22 protein-coding genes are annotated in these 17,821 nt (G+C 68.3%); 11 read left to right on the top strand and 11 right to left on the bottom strand.

Features of this window, described 5'->3' with window-relative positions; all coding sequences use genetic code 11:
• Positions 1-84: 84 nt before the first annotated feature.
• Both EV649_RS26630 and EV649_RS26635 read right to left on the bottom strand, forming a co-directional pair.
• Positions 85-669, bottom strand: a complete 585-nt coding sequence (locus tag EV649_RS26630; RefSeq protein WP_130386359.1) for a YdeI/OmpD-associated family protein — start codon at positions 667-669, stop codon at positions 85-87.
• The gene (locus tag EV649_RS26635) at positions 666-1,631 is read right to left on the bottom strand and encodes a WYL domain-containing protein (protein WP_130386360.1); all 966 of its coding nucleotides are present in this window, start codon (positions 1,629-1,631) and stop codon (positions 666-668) included. Before EV649_RS26635 ends, EV649_RS26630 begins: the two co-directional genes overlap by 4 nt.
• 87 nt (positions 1,632-1,718) lie before the next feature.
• Between EV649_RS26635 and EV649_RS26640 the strand changes: the two genes are divergently transcribed.
• From EV649_RS26640 to EV649_RS26650, 3 genes are all read left to right on the top strand, one after another.
• Positions 1,719-2,687 carry an ATP-binding cassette domain-containing protein gene (locus EV649_RS26640; protein WP_130386361.1) on the top strand — a complete coding sequence of 323 codons (969 nt, stop codon included), beginning with the start codon at positions 1,719-1,721 and terminating at the stop codon, positions 2,685-2,687.
• The gene (locus tag EV649_RS26645; protein WP_130386362.1) at positions 2,687-3,499 is read left to right on the top strand and encodes an ABC transporter permease; all 813 of its coding nucleotides are present in this window, start codon (positions 2,687-2,689) and stop codon (positions 3,497-3,499) included. Before EV649_RS26640 ends, EV649_RS26645 begins: the two co-directional genes overlap by 1 nt.
• Positions 3,500-3,593: 94 nt before the next feature.
• Positions 3,594-4,751: a hypothetical protein gene (locus EV649_RS26650; RefSeq protein ID WP_130386363.1), complete on the top strand. Its 1,158-nt coding sequence runs from the start codon at positions 3,594-3,596 to the stop codon at positions 4,749-4,751.
• Between the two features lie 109 nt (positions 4,752-4,860).
• Here EV649_RS26650 and EV649_RS26655 read toward each other — a convergent pair whose 3' ends face one another.
• Positions 4,861-5,694, bottom strand: a complete 834-nt coding sequence (locus EV649_RS26655; protein WP_130386364.1) for an NAD(P)H-binding protein — start codon at positions 5,692-5,694, stop codon at positions 4,861-4,863.
• A gap of 91 nt (positions 5,695-5,785) precedes the next feature.
• On the opposite strand from EV649_RS26655, the gene EV649_RS26660 reads away from it, so the two are divergent.
• Together EV649_RS26660 and EV649_RS26665 are read left to right on the top strand one after the other, a co-directional pair.
• Positions 5,786-6,718 carry an AraC family transcriptional regulator gene (locus tag EV649_RS26660; protein WP_130386365.1) on the top strand — a complete coding sequence of 311 codons (933 nt, stop codon included), beginning with the start codon at positions 5,786-5,788 and terminating at the stop codon, positions 6,716-6,718.
• Between the two features lie 39 nt (positions 6,719-6,757).
• A complete protein-coding gene (locus EV649_RS26665) occupies positions 6,758-7,294 on the top strand; it encodes a putative immunity protein (protein WP_130386366.1) in 537 nt (178 codons plus the stop codon).
• Here the strand turns inward: EV649_RS26665 and EV649_RS26670 are convergent.
• The 3 genes from EV649_RS26670 to EV649_RS26680 are packed head-to-tail and all read right to left on the bottom strand — an operon-like array spanning position 7,272 to position 8,963.
• Positions 7,272-7,961 (bottom strand): dienelactone hydrolase family protein, encoded by a 690-nt coding sequence (locus tag EV649_RS26670; RefSeq protein ID WP_130386367.1) that lies wholly within the window; start codon positions 7,959-7,961, stop codon positions 7,272-7,274. The two genes, EV649_RS26665 and EV649_RS26670, sit on opposite strands and share 23 nt — an antisense overlap.
• 15 nt (positions 7,962-7,976) lie before the next feature.
• A complete protein-coding gene (locus tag EV649_RS26675) occupies positions 7,977-8,360 on the bottom strand; it encodes a TIGR03618 family F420-dependent PPOX class oxidoreductase (protein ID WP_130386368.1) in 384 nt (127 codons plus the stop codon).
• A gap of 12 nt (positions 8,361-8,372) precedes the next feature.
• A complete protein-coding gene (locus EV649_RS26680) occupies positions 8,373-8,963 on the bottom strand; it encodes a dihydrofolate reductase family protein (protein WP_130386369.1) in 591 nt (196 codons plus the stop codon).
• 85 nt (positions 8,964-9,048) lie between these two features.
• On the opposite strand from EV649_RS26680, the gene EV649_RS26685 reads away from it, so the two are divergent.
• The gene (locus EV649_RS26685; protein WP_130386370.1) at positions 9,049-9,501 is read left to right on the top strand and encodes a helix-turn-helix domain-containing protein; all 453 of its coding nucleotides are present in this window, start codon (positions 9,049-9,051) and stop codon (positions 9,499-9,501) included.
• Here EV649_RS26685 and EV649_RS26690 read toward each other — a convergent pair.
• Both EV649_RS26690 and EV649_RS26695 read right to left on the bottom strand, forming a co-directional pair.
• On the bottom strand, positions 9,498-10,310 hold the full coding sequence (locus tag EV649_RS26690; RefSeq protein WP_130386371.1) for a phosphotransferase: 813 nt from the start codon (positions 10,308-10,310) through the stop codon (positions 9,498-9,500). The genes EV649_RS26685 and EV649_RS26690 overlap by 4 nt on opposite strands.
• Positions 10,311-10,322: 12 nt before the next feature.
• Positions 10,323-11,546, bottom strand: coding sequence for an MFS transporter (locus tag EV649_RS26695; protein ID WP_130386372.1), 1,224 nt, complete (start codon positions 11,544-11,546; stop codon positions 10,323-10,325).
• Positions 11,547-11,628: 82 nt separating this feature from the next.
• Between EV649_RS26695 and EV649_RS26700 the strand changes: the two genes are divergently transcribed.
• Positions 11,629-12,531 carry a LysR family transcriptional regulator gene (locus EV649_RS26700; protein WP_130386373.1) on the top strand — a complete coding sequence of 301 codons (903 nt, stop codon included), beginning with the start codon at positions 11,629-11,631 and terminating at the stop codon, positions 12,529-12,531.
• On the opposite strand, the gene EV649_RS26705 is transcribed toward EV649_RS26700, so the two are convergent.
• Positions 12,528-13,358, bottom strand: coding sequence for an SRPBCC family protein (locus tag EV649_RS26705; protein ID WP_130386374.1), 831 nt, complete (start codon positions 13,356-13,358; stop codon positions 12,528-12,530). The genes EV649_RS26700 and EV649_RS26705 overlap by 4 nt on opposite strands.
• Complete coding sequence (locus EV649_RS26710) at positions 13,351-13,914, bottom strand: helix-turn-helix domain-containing protein (protein WP_130387133.1); 564 nt, start codon at positions 13,912-13,914, stop codon at positions 13,351-13,353. Before EV649_RS26710 ends, EV649_RS26705 begins: the two co-directional genes overlap by 8 nt.
• Before the next feature lie 186 nt (positions 13,915-14,100).
• Here EV649_RS26710 and ugpC point away from each other — a divergent pair, with 186 nt between their 5' ends.
• The 4 genes from ugpC to EV649_RS26730 are packed head-to-tail and all read left to right on the top strand — an operon-like array spanning position 14,101 to position 16,574.
• Entirely contained in the window at positions 14,101-15,171 is a 1,071-nt protein-coding gene (gene ugpC, locus EV649_RS26715; RefSeq protein WP_130386375.1) for a sn-glycerol-3-phosphate ABC transporter ATP-binding protein UgpC, read from the top strand.
• A gap of 9 nt (positions 15,172-15,180) precedes the next feature.
• Positions 15,181-15,618: a protein-tyrosine phosphatase family protein gene (locus EV649_RS26720; RefSeq protein WP_241998711.1), complete on the top strand. Its 438-nt coding sequence runs from the start codon at positions 15,181-15,183 to the stop codon at positions 15,616-15,618.
• Positions 15,619-15,639: 21 nt separating this feature from the next.
• Positions 15,640-16,035 carry a RidA family protein gene (locus tag EV649_RS26725; protein WP_130386376.1) on the top strand — a complete coding sequence of 132 codons (396 nt, stop codon included), beginning with the start codon at positions 15,640-15,642 and terminating at the stop codon, positions 16,033-16,035.
• The gene (locus EV649_RS26730; protein WP_157996324.1) at positions 16,032-16,574 is read left to right on the top strand and encodes a GrpB family protein; all 543 of its coding nucleotides are present in this window, start codon (positions 16,032-16,034) and stop codon (positions 16,572-16,574) included. The genes EV649_RS26725 and EV649_RS26730 overlap by 4 nt, the downstream gene beginning before the upstream one ends.
• Here the strand turns inward: EV649_RS26730 and EV649_RS26735 are convergent.
• Positions 16,522-17,787, bottom strand: coding sequence for an FAD-binding oxidoreductase (locus tag EV649_RS26735; RefSeq protein WP_130386378.1), 1,266 nt, complete (start codon positions 17,785-17,787; stop codon positions 16,522-16,524). The genes EV649_RS26730 and EV649_RS26735 overlap by 53 nt on opposite strands.
• Between the last annotated feature and the right edge of the window lie 34 nt (positions 17,788-17,821).

Below are 17,821 nucleotides of genomic sequence, written 5' to 3' on the forward strand. Positions count from 1 at the left end.
AGCGGACGCACACGCAGGCAGAACCCCCGCAAACGGGGGTGAAAAGCATCCCGAAACGGCACTTCTGCCTGCGCGCAGGTCCACCTAAAGCGTCCGTTTCTGCGGGTAGATCGTTTCGCCGCGGGCCAGCTGCTCGACGTACAAAGCGACCCGCTTCGCTCGGGTTTCGGCGCGTCTTGCGTTGATGACGCGGTGGACGACGGCGAACCGGTTGGCGCTGGTCAGGATCTCGAACATCGCCTGGGCCTTCGGTTCCGCGGCCAGCGCGGCCGCGAGATCGTCCGGAATCTCGAGCGCCCCCGCCCCGCCGTACGCGTTGTCCCAGCGGCCGTCGGCCTTGGCGCGCTCGACCTCGGCCCGTCCGGCCGGGCGCATCCGCCCTTCCTGTTCGAGGCGAGCGGTCAGGCCGACGTTCCGCTTCGACCACAGGCTCCGCGCGCGTCGCGGCGTGTACCGCTGCACGAACGTCTGCTCGTCGCGCCCCCGCCGTTGCCCGTCGATCCACCCGTGACACAGGGCTTCCTCGAGCGCTTCGTCGTACGTCAGGCTCGTCGGCGTCGTCACGTTCTTCTTCGCGAGCACCAGCCAGACGCCGTCCGAGTCCTCGTGATGCTCGTGAAGCCAAGTGAGCCAGGCGGCAGCGTCCACGACGATCAGTTCTGCGGTCACGAGGCAGCCTCCCGATAGCGCGCGGCCAACTGTGTCGCCGCATCCTTCAACTCTTGCGGTCCGACGAACTCCAGATCGCACTCGAACATCCCGAACGTCGCAGCCAGCCCCGTCCACGACCATCCACTGAGCGCGAGCCGGCAACTCGTCGGCGTGAGCTCCTCGACGACGGCCCCGTGGCCCGCCCATTGCGCGATATCCGACGCCTTCGCCTGCAGGATCGCCTCACCACGGCAGGGATTGCGGTCCTGTCCGCGGAACTTGCTCGAGATGTACGTCGCCACGTCCGGCGCCGGCAGCTCGCGCGGCGTGAACCGCGGCCCGGTCGGCGTCTTCGGCGTCATCCGATCCACCCGGAACGTCCGCCAGTCGTTGCGATCCAGGTCCCAGCCGACGAGGTACCAGCGCCCGCCCCACGTCACTAGATGATGCGGCTCCACCTTCCGCGGCGGCACCCATTCCTCTTCCGCTGCACGAGGCGCGGCGTAGTCGAATCGTAGTACTTCGTTTGCGCGAAGCGCCGTACCGATTGCGATCAACTGATCCGAGTCGACCGTCGTACGGCGGTTCGCGTAGCGGTCGACCGTGGTCACCTGCAGGGCATCGACCCGTTGCCGCAGCCGCGCCGGCATCACCTGACGAACCGTGGCCAGCGCCCGCAGCGCGCCCTCCTCGATCCCGGTGACCGTGGTCGTCGCGGTCTGCAGGGCGACCGCGACCGCGATCGCCTGATCGTCGTCGAACAGCAGCGGCGGCAGATCCGCCCCTGCATCCAAGCGGTAGCCGCCGTCAGGTCCCTTGGTCGCGCGCACGGGATACCCGAGGTCGCGCAGCCGGTCCACGTCCCGACGGACGGTCCGCGGGCTGACTTCCAGGCGGTCGGCCAGCAGTTGGCCGGGCCAGTCGCGGCGGGCCTGAAGCAAGGAGAGCAGCGCGAGCAGTCGGGCTGAGGTCTCGGACATGACTTCAGATTGCCATGAGTAGCGGCCAGAACCTGTCCTCTTTCACTGGAAATGTCTGACGTAGAGACCCTGACCGAAGGAGAGATCGTGATCAGCACCAGAGCGCTCACCCGGGACTTCGTGGTGAGCCGTACCGAGACCGTGCACGCGGTCCGCGGCATCAGCCTGGACGTCGAACCCGGTGAGCTGGTGGCCGTCCTCGGCCCGAACGGCGCCGGCAAGACGACCACGCTGCGCATGCTCACCACCTTGATCACGCCGACCTCGGGCACCGCGACGGTCGCCGGGTACGACGTGGCCACGCAACCCAGCCAGGTCCGACGCCGGATCGGGTACGTCGGCCAGGGCAACGGCGCCGGCCACTCGCAACGAGTCGGCGACGAGCTCGTCGGGCAGGGCGTGATCTACGGACTCGACCGCCGTACCGCCAAGCTGCGGGCCGGCGAGCTGCTCGAAGCCCTGGAGCTGAAGGACCTGGCACGGCGCAAGGTGTCGGACCTGTCGGGCGGGCAGCGCCGGCGGCTCGACGTCGCGATGGGTCTGGTGCACGCGCCGTCGCTACTGTTCCTGGACGAGCCGTCGACCGGCCTCGACCCGCAGAACCGGGCGAACCTGTGGGACCACATCCTGCGGATGCGCGAGCAGTACGCGATGACGATCGTGCTCACCACGCACTACCTGGACGAGGCCGACTCGATGGCCGAGCGCGTGGTCGTCGTGGACCACGGCGAGGTGATCGCCGACGACACCGCCGACGGGCTGAAGGCCACGCTGGCGGGCGACCGGCTCGCAGTAACCGTTGCTCCTAGCAAAATCGCGCGGTTGACCGAGCTGGCCGGGAAGTTGCCGGGAGCCCGCGAAGTGATCGCCGTCGGCGACGAGGTGAGCGTCCGCGTCGCGGACGGTCCGGCAGCGCTTCCCGAACTGGTTGCGGCTGCCCAGCGCGGCGGCGTACCGATCGCGTCGGCGCAGGTGCACCGACCGACCCTCGACGACGTGTTCCTCAATCTCACCGGCCGCAGCCTGCGCGAAGACTCGAACGGAAAGGCAGCCTGATGACCACCCTGACCCTGTCGGCAACCTCGACCCCGACCTCGACCCAGCCCTCCCGGAACCTGCTCCGCGACATCCGGATCGTGATGGCGCGGGAACTCAAGCCGGTACTGCGGGACCCGTTCAGCCTGCTGTTCGGGATGATCCAGCCGCTGGTCTTCCTCGCCCTGTTCGGCCCGCTGCTGTCCGGATCGATGGGCGGCACGTTCGGCGACGGCGTGTGGCAGTGGTTCGTCCCGTCGATCCTGGTGATGACCACGCTGTTCGGTACGTCGACCACCGGCGCGAACCTGCTGTTCGAGTTCCAAACCGGTGCGCACGAGCGGATGCTGGTCACGCCGTTGTCCCGCTCCTCGTTGCTGATCGGCCGCGCACTGAAGGAGATGGTGCCGCTGTTCGGGCAGGCGGTGGTCGTGATCGCGGTGATGACGCCGTTCGCATTCGACCTGCACCTCGGCGGCGCGCTGATCGGGCTGGCACTGCTAGCGGTGTTCGGCGTCGGACTCGGCTCGTTCGGCTACGCGCTGGCGATCGCCGTACGTAAGCAGGACTGGATGTTCTGGGTGGTGCAGCAGACGTTCCTGTTCCCGTTGATGATCCTGTCCGGGATGCTGCTGCCGCTCGAGACCGGTCCCGGCTGGATGCGAGTCGCCTCGAAGTTCAACCCGTTGTCGTACGTCGTCGACGCGGAGCGAACCCTGTTCTCGGGCGACGTACTGTCCAGCGCGGTCCTCTGGGGATGGGTCGCGGCGATCGTGACCGCGGCGCTCGGACTGACCGTCGGCATCCGCGCGATGCTCCGCTCGGCCGATTGACCCAATTGCGTCAGTGTCCCCGCTGGGCCGTTCTCAACGATGGAATTCACCTACGGTAGCGCTCAGATCACCCACCGCCCCCGAAGGAGATCTGATGAGGCCCCGCCCCGCCTTGTTCGCCGTACTGATTTCTCTGGCCGCCACCGCACTCGCCGCCTCGAGCGCGGTGGCGGCGCCCTTCCCGCAAGCCGACACCGAGAAGCGTGTGGTGGCTGCGACCGATACCGACGGCGACTCGTTGCCGGACACCTGGGAGACGAATGGGTACGACGCGAACGGTGACGGCGTCGTCGACGTGGACCTGCCCGGGATGGGCGCGAACCCGAAGAAGAAGGACCTGTTCGTCGAGATGGACTACATGGCCGGCCGGCTCACCACCACGGCTGGCCTCGACCGAATCGTCCAGGTGTTCGCGTCCGCCCCGGTCAGCAACCCGGACGGCAGCACCGGGATCACGATCCACCTCGACGCCGGCTCCGCCCGCGGTACGGCGTACAACCTCGGCGGTGGCAACGAGGTCGCGTACGACGCCGACCTGAACCCGTCGGCCACCCAGACGAACGCGATCAAGGCGGCCAACTTCGCGTCGGCGCGCAAGGCCGTCTTCCACTACATGCTCTGGGGCGACAGCTACGACGGCGGTTGCAGCAGCGGCCAGGCCTTCAACATCCCGAACGACACGTTCATCGTCACGGTCGGCCCGAAGTGCAACTGGAACGCGACCGACGACATCAACGTGGGCACGTTCATCCACGAGCTCGGTCACAACATCGGCCTGAAGCACGGCGGTACCGACAACCTGAACTACAAGCCGAACTACCTGAGCGTGATGAACTACTCGTTCCAGCTCGGCGGTGTGCTCAAGGCCGACGGCACGAAGTACTGGGGCTACTCGAGCGTGCAACCGACCTCGATCAACGAGGCCCGGCCGGACGAGACGGTCGGCCTCGGCAGCCTGGGCGCCGGGTACCGGACGAGCTGGAAGTGCCCGAACGGATCGACCAAGACGACGGCCGGCGCCGCGAACCAGCCGATCGACTGGAACTGCGACGGCGACACCACCGACACCACCACGGCCGCCGACATCAACGGCGACAAGACCACGTCGATCCTGATCGCCCAGAACAACTGGGCCAACATCGTCTTCGGCGGCGGCGCCGTCGGCGGAGGCAGCGAACTCCAGTCCAAGACCTCCGCCACGGAACTCCAGGAACTCACCCACGACGAGTGGACCGAGATGCAGCACCGCTGACCGTGATCCGCCTAGGCGGACCGCCAGCACTCATCAATTGCCCTCAGCGCGACCGGCTGAGCGTGCGACTACAGCCAGAACCTCAATTGATGAGTGCTGGGCGTCCGCATCACCCCGCCCAAACCCCGGTCGCCGCGGTCTCGCGAGCCCAGTCGGTGAAGTCGCGCGGTGCGCGGCCGAGGACTTGTTCGACGCCGTTGGAGACGTACTCGGAGCGGTGGTTGCGGATGACGGTGAACAGGTCGCGGACGGCGGTGGCGTCTTCCGGTGTGAGGCCTTGCTCGGTCAGTTCGACGACGTGGGCCTCGGGGTCGAGGTCGACGTACTTGATCGGGCGGCCCGTTGCAGCGGTCAGTTCGTCGGCGATCTCGGTCATCGTGAGGGTGCGTGGGCCGGAGATCGCGAGGGTCTGGCCGACGTACGACTCGTCGAGCAGGGCGGTCGTCATCACGTCGCCGACGTCGTCGGTGTCGATCCACGCCTCGCCGCCGTCGCCGGCGGACAACCGGATCTCCCCGGCCAGCACGTGGTAGCGCAGGAAGTCTTCGCTGAAACCCTGCGCGAACCAGGCCGGCTGCACGATCGTCCAGTCCCGACCGCTCGCCTTCACCACGTTCTCCAGATCGAGCTGCCCGTCGTACACAGCGAAGTCGCGCCCCGGGCTACCCACGCCACGGCCCGACAGCAGGACCACGCGCCGCAACCCGTCGGCCTGCTCGACAAACTTGCCGGCCTGCGCGAGTCCCGTCGGGCCGACCGGCGGCGCGAGGTACGCCGTGTCGGTGCCGCGGATCGCGTCCGCCCAGGTGCTCTCGTCGTACCAGTCGAACCGCCGCTCGCTGGAGCGGGACGCGAGCCGGTACGGGACGCCCCGCGCCTCGAGCTGCGCCGCGACGCGACGGCCGGTCTTGCCTTTGCCACTGAGGATCAGAATCGGGTTCATGGCTCTAGTCCACCGGAGCGCGGTGAGACAAACCATGGCCGTACGCCGCAATTCGATGTTCGGAACGCTCAGTCTGACGTACGCTCGGCGCATGGACGTGCTCGACGAACTGCTGGCCGGGACCCGCGCGCAGGACGGGGTGTTCAACCTGACGATCCTGGATCTGCCCTGGGCGCTGGAGATCCGGGACGAGGCGCCGCTGGCGCTCGCGATCCTGATCCGCGGTTCCGGCTGGGTGACCCGCGAAGGTCTCGAGCCCCAGCGGATGGAGCAGGGCGACGTCGCGATCGTCACCGGCCCGGAGCCGTACGTCGTCAGCGACAGCCTGACCACCGCACCGCAGTTGCGGATCCATCCCGGCGGTATCTGCGAACCGTTGCCCGGGGCACCGATCGACTACTCCGCCCGGCTCGATGTGCGGACGTACGGCGCCCGCAAGTCGGGTGAGGTGATGGTTGCCAGCGGCACCTACCAGGTAGCCGGCGACGTCAACCGGAGGCTCGTCACCGCGCTCCCGCCGGTGCTCGTCGTACCCGCGGCCGAGGTGGCGGGATCGGTGATGGACATGATCACCAGCGAGATCCAGCGGGACGCGCCCGGTCAGCAGAGCGTGCTGGACCGGTGGCTCGACCTGGCGCTGATCACCACGCTGCGCGCGTGGTTCGCCCGGCCGGATTCGCACGCGCCGGGGTGGTACCAGGCGCAGACCGATCCGGTGGCGGGTACGGCGTTGCGCTTGCTGCACGAGGATCCGGCGTACCCGTGGAACGTCACCGAACTCGCGGATCGGGTCGGGATCTCGCGCGCTTCGTTGGCCCGGCGATTCTCCGCGGTCGTCGGTGAGGCGCCGATGAGCTACCTGACCGGCTGGCGGATCGCGCTCGCCGCGGATCAGTTGCGATCGACCCGGGACACCGTCGAGACGATCGCCCGGCGGGTCGGGTACGCAAACGCCTTCGCGTTGAGCGTTGCGTTCAAGCGGGTCCGTGGAGTCACGCCTACAGCGCATCGTCGGGCGGCGTGAAAGCTTCAACCGGCAGGTTCAACGATACGATTGAGGCTCATGGGTCATGAAGAAATCCCGCTGAATCTCGACGAGCTACGGCAGCTGAGCCTGTGGACAGCCGATTGCGCGGAGCAGGCACTGCCACTGTTCGAGGCGGCGGTGCCGGGCGATCGGCGGGCGCGGGAAGCGATCGAGGCGGCCCGCAAGTTCGGGGCCGGAGGCAAGCGAACGAAGGCGATCCGGACCGCCGCGTGGGCGGCGCTCAAGGCGGCCGGCGAGATGGACGATCCGGCCGCGGAGGCAGCTGCGCGGGCAGCAGTCGGTGCCGCTGGTTCGGCGTACCTGCATCCGTTCGCGGCGGCCACTCAGGTGAAGCACATCGTCGCGGCGGCGCAGTATGCGGCGTACGCGCAGGAGCTGGCGACCGGAGATCCGGCGGCGGCCGATGCGGTCATCCGGTGGGCAGTCGAACGTGTCCCACCGATGGTCCGCGAGGTCCTCGCGCGCTATCCCGACGGCGCTCCCGGCCGCAGTCGGCTCGGCGAACTGCACCGCCAACTAGAAGCTGAGCTCAGGCGACCGTCGACTTCATGAACGCGAGCGCCTGCGGCCACGCCAGCCGGAACGCGTCCGCGTTGACGTCCTTGTCGTGCCGCGACTTGTCCGAGAACCCGTGGTCCGCACCGGGGAAGTACTGCGCGAACGTCGCGCCGGCGGTCCGCGCCTGCAACACGGTCTGCAAGGTTTCGAAGTCCGCATTCGGTACGGCGGCATCCGCGCTCGGGTAGCTCACCAGCACCGGCGCCGTAACCCCAGCGGCCTCGGCAATCGCGTCGTACGTGTGATGCGGCGGCCGGTTCGACGGCACGGTCGGGTGGAAGGCGACGACGTTCGCCACCCGCTGGTCGCGCGCCCCGAGAAGGAAGGCGAACCGTCCCCCGAGGCACCATCCGATGACGCCGACCTTGTTGCACCCGAGGTCGTCGAACAGGTAGTCCAGCAACGCGCTCTGCTCGGCGAGAGCGGTGTCGTCGTCCATCTCCCGCAGGATCCCGCTGAGCTCTTCCCGGGTGGCGTTGTCCGTACTGCGCCCTTTGAACGGATCCCACGCCAGCGCGGTGATCCCTTCCCCGGCCAGCTCGTCGGCCCACTCCCGGATCTGCTCACCGATCCCGGTGATCATCGGCAGCAGCAACATGCCTGCCCGCCCGACCCGCGCGAGATAAGCGTCCTGCTCCCCAACCGTCACAGTCACACCCATGCGCGCATCCTAAGGTCAGCTGACGCCGACCGTCTGGTGGTCCACCTCGATGACGCCGACGACGCGCTCCACGTCGCGGCCGTAGGGCTGGCCGATGTACTTCTGGGCGATCTGGTCGACGAGCTCCCAGCCGGCGTCGCCGTCGATCCATTCGACGACGCGGCCGCGGACGATGACCGGCTCGTACGGGTTGTCGACCGGGGCGAGGGACAGCGCTACGCGGGGATCGCGACGGAGGTTGCGGGCCTTCTGCGAGGTCGGGCCGGTCAGGAAGATGATCTTGTCGTCGAGCGAGCTCACCCAGAGCGGGATGGAGTGCGGCGACCCGTCCGGCAGGACGGTGGCCAGGTGGGCGATGGAGGTGCTCTCGACGGCGCTACGTACGGCGGGCTTCAACATGGCTGTGCTCCTTCAGCGGACGATCTCGTAGTGGAGGTGGGTGACGCCGGGCGCGGGGACGGCCTCGATCAGGTTCAGACGTACGTGCTCCGGAAGCTCCTGGAAGAACGGCCGGCCGCCGCCGAGCAGGATCGGCACCTGATGCAGCACGAGCTCGTCGACGAGACCCGCCTGGAGTGCCGCGGTCGCGACACCGCCGCCCATCAGGCCGACATCCTTCCCGCCGGCCAGCTCACGCGCCGCGGCGATCGCGTCCTCGATGGTGTTGGCGAGCGTCTGCCGTTCGCTGATCTCCGCCACCGGACCGTGACTCACGACAACCAGGGAAGCCTTCGGGTGCGGGCTGCCGCCGCCGAAGTGGCCCGAGTCGTCGTACGTCTTGTGCCCGGCGACCATCGCGCCGACCCGGCCGGCGAGCGCGTCGAAGATCCGTGCGCTCGGTGCGCTCAGCTTGAAGCCGTCGAACACCTGGCTCGGGGTGTCACCGTCGAAGTACCAGTCGAACAGCATCGGCGCGTCGCCAAGCCCGTGATCCGGACCGGAACCGCGTCCGGTGATGTACCCGTCGACCGAGACGGAGAGGGCGCAGACCACCTTGCTCATCGTGTTCACCTTCCCTTGGGGTTCCTTGAAGGAACGCTAACATGTTGGAGTTCCTTTAGGGAACCCCAAACGCTAGACTGGTGTCATGCAGCGAACGAACTTCAGTGAGATGGCCTGCTCGATCGCGCGCACGCTGGACGTGATCGGCGAGCCGTGGTCGCCGTTGATCCTGCGTGACATCTGGGTCGGGTTCTCGCGGTTCGAGCAACTCCAGGCGGATCTCGGGATCTCCCGCAAGGTGCTCACCGAGCGGCTGAACCACCTGGTCGACCGTGGCGTGCTGGAGCGCCGACCGTACGACCAGCGGCCGCGGTACGAGTACGTGCTGACCGACCGCGGCCGCGAACTGCTCGACGTCCTGATGGTGATGGTTGCCTGGGGCGACAAATGGCTCGCCGGCCAGGCCGGACCGCCGGTCCTCTACCGGCACCACGCCTGCGGGGAGATCAGCCACGTCGACCTCGCCTGCGCCCACTGCGGCAAGCCGATGCACGCCGACGACATCGACATCCTCCCCGGCCCGGGCGCAGCCGCCTAGCTGCAGTACGGGCGGAACACCTCGAGGTCGCTGTCCACACGGGCGATCCGGTCGAAACCCCACGTGTCCACACCGGGTCGATCGACCTCGAACATCACCCGGGCGGACATGTCCCGCAGGCCGCGGGCGAGGAGCGCGAACTCGAGGTGGTCGACGTCCAGGTCGTCGGCGCCGTACTCGTCGAGGAACTCCGCCAGCCGATCACCGTCGGCCCCGACCCACACGTCGTACTCACGGGGCCCGATCACGGCGTTCTCCCAGTCGAGGATCGCCGCCACCTCACCGTGGTTGTCGATCAAGACGTTCAACCCGTGAAGGTCCGTGTGACACAGGACGTCGCGCACCGGCTTGAGCCGCGTTCGTACGTCGTCCAACCGCGCGATCGCCGCAGCCACCACGTCCGCCCGATCCGCGATCCACGGATGCTGGAGGTTCCGCCCCAAGGTCCGGATGTGGGGCTCGCTGACGTCGGCGGGCGGCAGTGTCACCCGCAGCGGCGCCTCATGCACCTGCCGCAACGCCCGGGCCACCGCACGCCGATCGCTCCAGGCCGCCGTACGCCCTTCGATATAGGGGAAAACAGCGACGTTCTTCGCGGACAGCTCACCCTGCAGCGTCCGCAACGGCTCCACCACTGGCAGCCCGAGAGCGTGCAACTCCGCCAACTGCGAGAGCCCCGATGGCTCCTCGCCTTCCTTCCACACCTTCACGAACCACCGGCCGTCCGCCACCCAGCCGTCGGTGGCGAAGCCGCCAGGGTGCGGCTCCAGCGAGGAGACAGTCAGTCCGTAGTCGCGTTCCAGGTCCACACCCGCATCACATCATCCGCGCTGGGCGGCCAGCATCCGGATTACGGCGGCGTTCACCAGGATCAGGATCAGCGCCGAGAAGAGCAGCAGTGCGACCTGGGCCGGGAGGAGCGCGATACCCAGGCCGATCGCGAGGACCGGGATCGCGAGTCCGGCGTACGCGATCAGGAAGAGGGCGGCCAGGACCTCACCGCGGGACGACGGGTCCGCGAGCGACGCTGCGGTTGCGACGGCGCCGCGGAAGACGAGGCCCACGCCGGCGCCGGCGATGATCCCGCCGATGACGAAGAGGTACAGGTTGGGAATGAGACCGCCGACCGCGACGCCCACCAGACCGACGGACATGGCGACCAGTCCGAGGCGGAGCTGAGCCGGGCGGGAGAGGCGGACGAAGACGGCCTGGCTCGCGGCGCCGGCGATGAAGACGGCGAAGGTAACGACCCCGGCGAGCAGGCGAGACGTGTGGTGCAGGACGCCGGCCAGGAACGTCGGCGCCAGCGAGGTGAAGAGACCGAAGATCGCGAACGCCGCGAAGGCACCGATCGCGGACGCGAAGAAGAGCGGACGGGCGGACGAGGGCAGCGCCACCCGCTGCGGCCGGTACGCCGGACGCTCCTCCAACCGCTCTACGGTCTCCGGCACCAGCGCGATCCCCACCGCGCTGATCAGCAGCAGCACCAGGAAGATCTCGTACGGACGCTCCAACGGCGACGACACGTACTGCGCCAGCAGTCCACCCACGAGCGGACCGAACGCCAGCCCGCCGAGGTTCACCATGCTCGAGATCAGCGCGGACCGGCTCGGGTCCTCACCGGGACGCGCGACCTGCCGCAACTCGGACAGATGCGCTGTCGCGGTCGCTGTCAGTACCCCGACGCCGACACCGCAGATGAACCGAGCCAGCAGCAACCCGGGCACGTCCGGCCAGATCAGGAAGATCGCCGCCGACAACGCCTCAGCGAGTACGGCGAGCAAAGCGACCCGCCGCCGCCCGAGCCAGTCACTGACATGCCCCGCCAGGTACAGCGACGCCATCACCCCGACCGCGTAGCTGGCGAAGATCACCGTGATCACGTACGTCGGGAAGCCGTCGCGCTGCTGGTAGATCGCATAGAGCGGCGTCGGGATCGTCGAGAAGGCCATCGTGGTGAGGAAGGCCGCCGCGATCACCCAGAACCCCGGAGCATGAGCGAACCGGATCCGTGCGCCGGCCCGCGAAGACGTCATGGTGGACATGTTTCCAGCGTGCCGCGCTCCATCTATCGAGTCCAACGAAAGTTCTTGCACGCTCTTATCGCCAAACTCGATAATTGGGCCTGTGGACAGTCGCCAGCTGGAGTACTTCGTCGCCGTCGCCGAGGAACTGAGCTTCACCCGCGCAGCGCACCGGCTGTTCACGGTGCAGTCCACGGTCTCTGCCGCCGTACGCGCTCTCGAGACCGACCTGAAGACCACCCTGTTCGATCGCTCGACCCGGCGCGTCGTGCTGTCGGCGGCCGGTCAGGCGTTGCTGCCCGAGGCGAAGGCCGCGCTGGAGGCGTTGGACCGCGCGCGGGCAGCGGTCGAGGAGGCGTCGTCGGGCTTGCGCGGCAGCATCCGGATCGGGACGCTGGCCCGGCTCAGCCTGGTGAACATGGCCGAGCTGCTCGGCGCGTTCCATCGCAAGTACCCGCTGGTCGAGGTGCAGGTCGCGACCTCGCCGACCGGATCCACCGGCCTCGCGGACGACGTACGGCACGGTCGTCTGGACATCGCGTTGCTCGGGCTGCCGCGTCCCGAGTTGTCCGGCCTTGAGGTCCGCGACATCGCCACGGTTCCGTTCGTGGCGCTCGTCCCGTCGTCGCATCCGCTCGCCGCGCGCACCGGCATCGGACTCGACGAGCTCGCCACCGAACGGTTCGTGGACATGCCGGCGGGCTTCGGGAACCGGAAGATGGTCGACCGGGCCTTCGACACGATCGGGATGCCCCGGCGGATCCAGGTCGAGGTGCCGGAACTGACCACGATCCCGGACTACGTTCGGGCCGGTCTCGGCGTCGGCGTCGTACCAGATCTCGAGCTGGCCGAGGAGCCTGGCGTCGCCAAGCTGGCGATCACCGGTGCCGAGCTCACCTGGACGTTGTCCGTGGTGACGATCGCCGGACGGCGACCGAGCAGAGCGGTGACCGCCCTGCTCGATCTGATCGGCGACTCGACCCGCCCGGAAGGTCCGTACTTCTAGGTGGCCCAGATCTTCCAGTCCGGCAGTTCGTTGAACCGGCGGAGGGCGGCGACACCGCTGAGCCAGCCGAGCCAGGCGCCGTACGGCGGGTTGGACTCGTCGAACCCGCTCATCACGAAGGTGAGCCGGGTCTTCCCGTCGGACTCGGCGAGCTCCCAGGTGCTGATCCCGGCCGGACCCCAGTCCATCGACATCTTCTGGCCCTCGACCAGGTCGACGATCTCCACGCCCGGGCCGGCGTCGAACCCGCCCATCGCGAACCGGCCGCCCTTCCGGAGGTCGATCTCGACCGGGTACCCGAACCAGGCCGAGGCCTTCTCGGAGTCGGTCAGCGACGAGTACACCTGCGCGACCGGCGCGTCGATCAGCGCCTCGCCCGCGAAGACCGGCGAGGTGAAGTCCGGCCTGGTGGTGAGCTCACGCCCCTCGAGCTGGTCGACGAGGTTCGCGAGCGCCAGTGACCAGAAGGTCTGCAGTACGCCGCGGATGTTCGCGCCGCTGATCGCGTCCGCGAAGTCGAAGCCGGTCTGCGACAGCTTGACCACCGTGGCGTCGTCGCCGTCGGGTGTCAGCGTGATCTCGGTGGTGGTCTCCTCGCCGCCGAGCGTCCACGCCAGCGTCAGCGTGCTTTCGTCGTACCCGAGGACTCGCTGGTGCGGCGCGTCGCCCTCGGGGATGTAGCGGCCCCAGAACTCGAACGTGCCGGGCAGGTCGACGGTCGAGTGCTCGCCGAGCCAGAGGTTCAGGGGCTTCGGATCGGTCAGCGCCTGCCGGACGTCGTCGATGCCGGCCTTGGCGCGCACTTGCAGGACAAGTGGCTCAGTCATTGGTTCGGTCTCCCTTGGGGTAGCAGGCCACCGCGAGCTTGAAGGCGTCGCCCTCACTGCCGCCGTAGCGCTCGAAGAGGTCCTGCAGCGTGCCGCGCAGGTCCTCGAAGAACTCCCGCCGTCGGTCCGGTGGAACCCGGATCTCACCGGACACCCCGATGGACGGCAGCTCCGGAGCCGACCGATCCAGCGCGGCGATGTCGGTCTGGACCTCTTCCATCAGGTCCAGTACGTAGCCGAGGCTCAGCTCGTCGCGGGTCCGGCGGAGGCCGCCGATCCGGCCGACGAGCGTCGGGGACAGCCAGTACGAACGGGCCGTCGCCTGGTAGATGCCCTCGCGGATGCCGCGCACCTTGCGCTCGTCCACCTGGGTCACCAGTCCCGCCTCGACGAGGCGCTTCACGTGGTAGTAGACGCGCTGCGGAGTCTGGCCGAGCTGCTCGGCCACGTCGCCACAGGTGGCCGGCTCCGCCAGCCGCCGCAGCACCTCGATCCGCTGCGGCTTGAACAGGGCCTCGGCCTGCTCGAGCTGCTCCAGATGCATCACGTCTCTCATCACACAAAAAAGTTTGTACGTAAAAAAGAATCTTGTCAATCATTCATCACCCGGGAATGTAAGTCGGCGGGTGGTGGTTGTACGAGGTGCTTCGGTGATGCGTCACCAAGCAGACACCCAAGACCTGGGGGCCTTTGCTACGGATCGTCCGGCACGTTCCTGCCGGCGAAGGAAAGGAAGCGCGACATGGCAACTGTCTCGTTCAAGGGAGCCACCCGGGTCTACCCGGGCACCGACCTCGCGGCGGTCGACAAGCTCGACCTGGACATCTCCGACGGCGAGTTCATGGTGCTCGTCGGACCGTCCGGGTCCGGGAAGTCGACGGCGCTGCGGATGCTCGCCGGGCTCGAAGAGGTGAACGAGGGAGCGATCTTCATCGGCGACCGGGACGTCACCAACGCCCCGCCGAAGGAACGCGACATCGCGATGGTGTTCCAGAACTATGCGCTGTACCCGCATATGTCGGTGGCCGACAACATGGGCTTCGCCCTGAAGATGCAGGGCATCCACAAGGACGAGCGCGCCCAGCGCGTGCAGGAAGCCGCGAAGCTGCTCGGTCTGGAGGAGTACCTCGACCGCAAGCCGAAGGCCCTGTCCGGTGGTCAGCGCCAGCGGGTCGCGATGGGCCGCGCGATCGTCCGTGACCCGCAGGTGTTCCTGATGGACGAGCCGCTGTCGAACCTCGACGCCAAGCTCCGCGTCCAGACCCGCACGCAGATCGCTGAGCTGCAGCACCGGCTCGGCGTCACCACGGTCTACGTCACCCACGACCAGATCGAGGCGATGACGATGGGCGACCGGGTAGCCGTCCTTCGCGATGGCATGTTGCAGCAGGTCGACACCCCGCTGAACCTGTACGACCGGCCGCGGAACAAGTTCGTCGCCGGCTTCATCGGGTCGCCTGCGATGAACCTGATCGAGGCCGAGATCGTCGAGGGTGGCGCGAAGGTCGGCGACTACGTGGTCCCGATCGCGCGCGACGTACTGGCGAAGGCCGGTGACGACAAGACGCTGACGCTCGGCGTCCGCCCGGAGGCGCTGCACCTCGCGGACGACGGTCTGCCGGTGAAGGTGTCGGTGATCGAGGAACTGGGGTCGGACGCGTTCCTGTACGGGACCGCCGAGCACACCAGCGACCAGATCATCGCCCGGGTCGGCACCCGGCTGCACAACGACAAGGGCACGGTCGTCTACCTGGCGCCGGACCCCGACAAGCTGCACCTCTTCTCCACGTCGACCGAGGAGCGGCTTGTGTAGTTTGGCCTCGTGGGCCTTTGGATCAAGGACGCACCAGGTGTGATGGAGCTGCCGTCGGGTCGGCTCGTGCGCGGACGCGGTCTGCGGCACGGCCCGGCGGCAGAGCCGTTTCCGACGTACGGCGTGTACCTGCTCGGCAAGGAGCCGCCGCCGGACGTGCCGTGGGAGACGCACTGGATCAAGTGGCCGGACTTCCGGCTGCCCGTGGATCGTCCGCAGGCGTTGACGACCTTTCGCGAGGCGTTGGAGCGGACCGGGACCGGGCGGGTCGAGTTCGCGTGCGGCGGCGGCCGGGGGCGGACCGGGACAGCGCTCGCGTGTCTCGCCGTACTGGACGGGCTGCCCGCGGATCAGGCGGTCGACTACGTACGACGGCATTACGAAAAGCACGCGGTGGAGACGCCGTGGCAGAAGCGGTACGTGCTAAATCTGTTGACCCGGAGTTGAGGGATCGCGTTGGGTCGAGGCGTGACGATCGAGCGGAGCAATCCCGACGGACTGCATGCGACGCCTGGGTATCACCACGTGACGCGGGTGCAGGCGGACACCTTGATCTACCTGGCCGGGCAGTGCCCGTTGCAGGCGTCCGGTGACTTGGCAACGGGCGGTCTCCAAGGGCAGACCGCGCAGGTGATCGCGAACATCCTGACCGCGCTGAAGTCGGCGGGTGCCACGCCGGAAAACGTCGTACGCACGGTGATCTACGTGGCCAGCTCGGATCGCGATGAGTTGGGCGCAGTGTGGACTCAGCTCAACGAGTCGCCCCTCGCCCCGGCATTCACGACCGCAAGCACCCTGCTCGGCGTCGCCCAGCTCGGCTTCACCGGCCAACTCGTCGAGATCGACGTGACGGCGGCCCTGTGATCGTTCCCGCCGAGGTTGTGGACTACGACCCGCGGTGGCCGCTCTGGTTCGCAGACATCTCTGCGCGACTGACGCCGTACCTCGCCGAAGTCCCGCACGTTTGCGAGCACGTCGGCAGCACCGCCGTACCCGGGCTGGCGGCGAAGCCGAGCATCGACGTCGACATCGTCGTCCCGTCTCCCTCGCTGGTGCCGCTGGTGATCGGACGGCTCACGGACGCTGGTTATCGCCACGAGGGCGACCAAGGGATCCCTGGCCGGGAAGCGTTCGCGCTGCCGCCGGACGCGGTCCATTACCACCATCTGTACGTCGTTGTTGAAGGCAACAAAGCGCATCGGGACCATGTGGTGCTGCGCGATCATCTGCGCGCGGACGCGGCCGATCGCGAGCGATACGCCGCCCGCAAACGCGAGCTGGCGCACCTGCTCACAACCGACCGCACCGCTTATGTCGACGGCAAGGGCGCGTTGGTCGAGGAGCTGATCGCTAAAGCTGGTGGTTCGCGTGCAGCCGACGCGTCGGGTCGTAGCGGCGCCTGAGCGCGACGAGCCGCTCGTGGTCGTCGTACGCCTCCGCCACCTCTTCGTCGGTGAGCTTCGCGAAGGTGAAGTTGAGGGCGCGGCCAACGGTTGACGAGGCCCACGGTTCGAGCACTTCCCGCCCATCGTCGCCCTTGCCCGGGGTGAGGACAGTCAGCGAGTACGCCGCATCGCGGTGACCGACCGCGTTCGGGATCTCCGGCTGCCTGGCGAGCGCGCCGCCGAGGTGCCGGATGCCGATCACATGCATCCTCGACGCGCCAGGACCGGCCAGCTCGGGCAGCGTTTCGAGCGCGTCGAGGTCCTTCAGCAGCGCGTTGCGGGAGGTGTAGCTGTCGGGGCGCTCCGGCTCCGCGAAGATCTGCCCCGAGTCGACGTACGGCAGCTCCCCCACCGTGTCGAGGGCCGGCTTGCCGATCGCTCGGAGCGGTTCGATCAGCTCCTCGCCGCGATCGCCGAGGATCGCGAGCTGCACCTGCCCGACGTACTTGCCGCGCAACGACGCCGGCACCTGCGGGATGTTCGGCATCGGCAGGATCGCGATCGCCGACGTCACCTCCTCCGGCACGGACCTGGTCCACTCCCGCCACATCTCGGGCACCGTCGGGTGCTCGGCGAGATCGAAGTACAGGCTGCCGCCGTACAGCGTGGGCACGTCGAAGAGGTCGACCTCGATCCCCGTCACGACACCGAAGTTCCCACCGCCGCCGCGCAGCGCCCAGAACAGATCCGGGTCCTCCTCGGCGTTGCGCCGTACGCCGTCCGCGGTCACCACCTCGATCCGGCGGACGCGATCCGCAGCGTACCCGAACCGTCGCGCCATCAGCCCGAGCCCACCGCCGAGCGTGTACGAGATTGCGCCGACGCCGGGCGCGCTGCCGGAGAGCGGCGCGAGACCGTACGGCGCAGTCGCGTCGAGCACGTCCCGCCAGGTCGCGCCCGCTTCGATCCACGCCGTCTTGCGCTCCGCGTCGACCGTGACGCCGTTGAACCCACCGGTCGCGATCAGCACGCCACCGTCGATCCCCTGCGTCAGACCGTGCCCGGCCGCCTGAACGGCGATCCGCAGGTCGTGGTCGATCGCGTACCGCACCGCTTCCTCGACCTCAGCCGCGCTCGTCACCGGAAAGATCGCCGCCGGCCGATGCGCATCCCGCCGCTGGAACCCGAGCCGCGCCTCGTCGTATCCCCTACTAGTCGTCGTCAACATCATGCAGATCACGTTAGACACCCTTGCGGACACATCT

This window comes from Kribbella sp. VKM Ac-2569 (genome assembly GCF_004216905.1).
GTDB lineage: Bacteria > Actinomycetota > Actinomycetes > Propionibacteriales > Kribbellaceae > Kribbella.